Origin of the sequence: Streptomyces prasinopilosus, assembly GCF_001419695.1 — a bacterium.
GTDB classification, from domain to species: domain Bacteria; phylum Actinomycetota; class Actinomycetes; order Streptomycetales; family Streptomycetaceae; genus Streptomyces; species Streptomyces prasinopilosus.
Genome location: NZ_LIRG01000665.1, coordinates 1 through 2,409 on the forward strand (window position 1 = coordinate 1; position 2,409 = coordinate 2,409).

The following is a 2,409-nucleotide window of genomic DNA, read 5'->3' on the forward strand; positions in this document are numbered from 1 at the left end:
ACAAGGCCGTCGTCCTCCCCCACGGCGGCAGCGCGCTGCTCAACCACTTCGCCCCGCTGCTGAACGACCAGGGGGACGCCGTCGACTGGCTGACCGACCGGCTGTCCGGCAAGCGGGCCACCTCCAACTGCTGGAGCATGCCCCTGCAGCCCTGACGGACGCCCCGGCCCCCCGGTCCCGGCAGCCGCCACGGCCGCCACGTCGAAGTGATCCGGACCCGCCTCACGCGGCCGGACCGGGGCTCGGCTACGCTCTTCGACCATGTCACACCCTGACGATCTGCTCGTCGCCGTCGCCGCGATGGTCGAGACGGACCAGGACAGCCAGATGTCACTCACCGTAGTGATCCCCGGCGCCGTCATCACCGGCCGGCTGGCCCCCGAAGCCCTGTGGAGGGAGCGCGTGGCGGAGGTGCTGCGCGACTCCGCGCGACTCGGCCACTTCGCCCTCCCCTTCGCGGAGTCCGGCCGGGACGAGAAGCCGCCGCACCCCACCCACCTGCATTTCCACGTCGCCCGGATCCTCCAGGGGAGCTACGGCATCCCGGACACGGGGGGCATGTACCGGGTGGCACTGGCCGACGTGAGCGCCTGGACGGTGGGGGACATCGGGTACTCCGACCAGCAGTGAACGGGTCGGCGCCGCCCCGCCCGCGGGGCCCCGGCGCCCCCGGTGTCCACGGGTTCCCGCGGTGTGAGGCCGATCGACGCGCGGACCGCCCGGTCCTCCGCCGCGCCGAGGTCCTCCACGTCGTGGGCGCCGTCCCGGACCACCGTGTCCTCGGTGTGTCCTCGACGTCGTCCCGCGCCGGGGCGACCGCGGGCATCGGCACCGGCATCGGCATCGGCGGGACGTCCTTCCGCGTCGGGCCGTCGGCCCGTTCACCGGTCGTCCGCCCGACGTGGACGGACCCCGCCGGTGCCGGTGCACGGCCGTGCCGGCCCGCATCGCATGCGTCCGCGCCTTCGACCGCCTTCTCCCCGGGGTGTTCCGCCTGGACCGCATGCGCCCCGGGCCGCAGTGCGCGCCGGCGCCCCACGCTCACGGCATTCGTCCGGAGCGGGCGGGGAATGCCCGCGGCAGGGATGCTGCCCGGACCGCGCACGGACCGCCGACGGCGGCCGCCGTGCGTCAGGTGCCGCCGACCAGTTCTCCGCTGAGCTTGTCGTGGAGGCGGGCGCTGGGCTCGTTCAGTCCCATGATCTCGACGGTCTTCCCGCGCTGCGCGTACCGCGTCTCGACGGCGTCCAGGGCGGCGACGGAGGAGGCGTCCCAGACGTGGGCGGCCGACAGGTCGATGACGACGCGGTCGGGGTCGCCCGAGTAGTCGAAGCGGCCGACGATGTCGTTGGACGAGGCGAAGAACAGTTCGCCGGTGACCCGGTAGACGACGGAGGTGCCGTCCGGGCCGGCGACCGGGGTGACCTCGGCGAAGTGGGCGACCCGCCGGGCGAAGATCACCATGGCGGTGACCGTGCCGACGACGACGCCGACGGCGAGGTTGTGCGTGGCCAGCACGAACACGACGGTGACCACCATGACGCCGATCTCCCCGGCCGGCATCCGCTTGAGGGTCTTCGGCGCGACGGAGTGCCAGTCGAAGGTCGCGAACGACACCATGATCATCACGGCGACGAGCGCGGCCATGGGGATGTCGGAGACGACCGGGCCGAAGACGATGCACAGCACCATCAGGAACGCGCCCGCGAGGAAGGTGGACAGGCGGGTCCGGGCACCGGAGACCTTCACGTTGATCATCGTCTGGCCGATCATGGCGCAGCCGCCCATCCCGCCGAAGAAGCCGGTGACGATGTTGGCGATGCCCTGGCCGATCGACTCGCGGGTCTTGGAGGAGTGCGTGTCGGTGATGTCGTCGACCAGCTTGGCCGTCATCAGCGACTCCATCAGGCCGACCAGTGCCATGGCGAGGGCGTAGGGGGCGACGGTGGTGAGCGTGTCCGTCGTGAACGGCACGTCGGGCAGGCCGGGCACCGGCAGGGACGAGGGCAGCTCCCCCTTGTCCCCGACGGTGGGGACGGCGATCCCGGCGGCGACCGTGATCACGGTGAGGATCACGATGGAGACCAGGGGTGCGGGGACCACGGTGGTGACCTTCGGGAAGAACACCATCAGGGCCAGCCCGGCGACGATCATCGGATAGACCGGCCAGGGCACGTCCCGCATCTCGGGGACCTGGGCCATGAAGACCAGCAGGGCCAGCGAGTTGACGAAGCCGACCATCACCGAGCGCGGGACGAACCGCATCAGCTTCGCCACGCCCAGCGCGCCGAGGACGATCTGGAAGACGCCGGCGAGGAGCACCGCGGCGACGAGGTAACCGAATCCGTGCTCGCGGTTGAGCGGCGCGATGACGAGTGCCACGGCACCGGTCGCCGCGGAGATCATCGC

2 protein-coding genes and 1 pseudogene are annotated in these 2,409 nt (G+C 71.9%); 2 read left to right on the top strand and 1 reads right to left on the bottom strand.

Features of this window, described 5'->3' with window-relative positions; translation table 11 throughout:
- Nucleotides 1-155 (top strand): annotated as a pseudogene (locus AOK18_RS32125) (lipase family protein); the annotation flags it as partial.
- A 106-nt stretch (nt 156-261) separates the two neighbouring features.
- Nucleotides 262-630, top strand: a complete 369-nt coding sequence (locus AOK18_RS24165) for a hypothetical protein (protein WP_055574470.1) — start codon at nt 262-264, stop codon at nt 628-630.
- Between the two features lie 501 nt (nt 631-1,131).
- Here the strand turns inward: AOK18_RS24165 and AOK18_RS24170 are convergent.
- Nucleotides 1,132-2,409: SulP family inorganic anion transporter (locus AOK18_RS24170; protein ID WP_055695700.1), on the bottom strand; the 1,278-nt coding region annotated here is incomplete at its 5' end.